Here is a 1,582-nt window from a genome sequence, read left to right on the forward strand (position 1 = left end):
CCCCCTGTGTCAGGATTGTTGTCACCCCTAAATAATCATTATGTTTAAAGACAGGGTGCGGCAAAAGAGAACGATATGGCTCGGTATTCACCAGAACGTAAAGAGGCGATCCTTAAAAAATTATTACCTCCTCACAACTTAACGGTCGCAGAGGTCGCTCGGGAAGAAGGCATCGCGGTGCAAACCTTGTATCATTGGCGAGATATTGCCAGAAAAGAAGGTCGCCCCGTGCCAGGTAAAACATTAACAGCCGATGATTGGTCGGCTGAAGCAAAACTTGCCGTGATTATTGAAACAGCGCCGCTGTCGGAAGCGGAGATAAACCAGTATTGCCGTGAAAAGGGCTTGTTCCGCGAGCAAGTACAGCAGTGGAAACAGGATTGTTTAGCTGGTTTTCAAACCTCAGAAGTACAAACTAAAACCATTAAACAGCAGGCTAAGGCTGACAAAGCCGAAATCAAATCGCTGCAACGGGAATTGCGCTATAAGGAGAAAGCGCTGGCTGAAGCTGCTGCGTTACTGGTGCTCAGAAAAAAGCTCAATGCGCTCTGGGGGGACGACAGCGAGGAGAGCTAACCCCCTTGCCTGAGCGCATAGCATTGATTGCCTTAATCCAAGAGGCGTATACCCAGGGTGCTCGCCTTTATAAGGCTTGTGCTGAAACGGGCCTCAGTAAGCGTACCTATCGACGTTGGTATCGAGAAGGTCAAGTGCAAGCTGATTTAAGGCCAACAGCAGCTCGACCAGAGCCAGCAAATAAACTCGAAGAACATGAGCGACAACAGATATTAAGTGTGTGCAATCAAGCGGAGTACGCCAGCTTACCCCCGTCGCAAATTGTGCCAACATTATTAGATAACGGGATTTATATCGCCTCGGAATCCAGCTTCTACAGAGTGTTAAATGCTCATGGTCAACTTAACCATCGTGGCCGCACTCAGGCTGCGGTCAATCGAAGCAAACCGTTGAGTTATCGGGCAGATGGGCCGAATCAAGTGTGGTCATGGGACATCACTTATTTAGCCTCAATCGTCAAAGGCCAGTTCTACTATTTGTACCTGTTTGAAGATATTTACAGTAGAAAAATAGTGGGTTACGAAGTTCATGAGCAAGAAAGTGGGGAATATGCCGCTGCGCTAATCCAACGCTGTCTGTTACGCGAGCAATGCTTTAACACGCCATTAGTGCTGCATTCTGATAATGGGGCGCCGATGAAGTCACTGACCATGAAAGCCAAGCTGGAAGAGCTTGGTATTACGGCATCATTAAGTCGGCCGCGGGTGAGTAATGACAACCCCTTTTCAGAGTCGTTATTTAAAACGTTGAAATACCGCCCACAGTGGCCGGCATCAGGTTTTAGCTGCTTAGCAACAGCAAGAGAATGGGTGGAAAAGTTTGTAACCTGGTACAACGATGAGCATAAACACAGCCAGCTAAATTTTGTCTCACCAGGGCAACGTCATGCACTGCAAGATGGCGCTATTTTAGCGAAGCGCAAGAAAGTGCTTGAGGCGGCGAAGGAAAGAAAACCGATGCGTTGGTCTACAGAGATCAGAAATTGTGAAGCGGTTGGCGCTGTAAC

The 1,582-nt window shown here is 48.0% G+C and carries 1 protein-coding gene; it reads left to right on the forward strand.

What is annotated here, in order from left to right; all coding sequences use genetic code 11:
* Positions 1-75 precede the first annotated feature (75 nt).
* Positions 76-1,582, forward strand: a protein-coding gene (locus AEA42_RS16665) for an IS3-like element ISSpu6 family transposase (RefSeq protein WP_156312359.1) whose coding sequence is annotated in 2 segments (ribosomal slippage) — positions 76-538 and positions 538-1,582 — 1,508 coding nt annotated over the 2 segments. Because the reading frame shifts where the segments join, the coding sequence is not laid out codon by codon here. This gene is flagged as partial in the annotation.

It is taken from the genome of Shewanella sp. Sh95 (genome assembly GCF_001308045.1).
Lineage (GTDB): Bacteria > Pseudomonadota > Gammaproteobacteria > Enterobacterales > Shewanellaceae > Shewanella > Shewanella xiamenensis.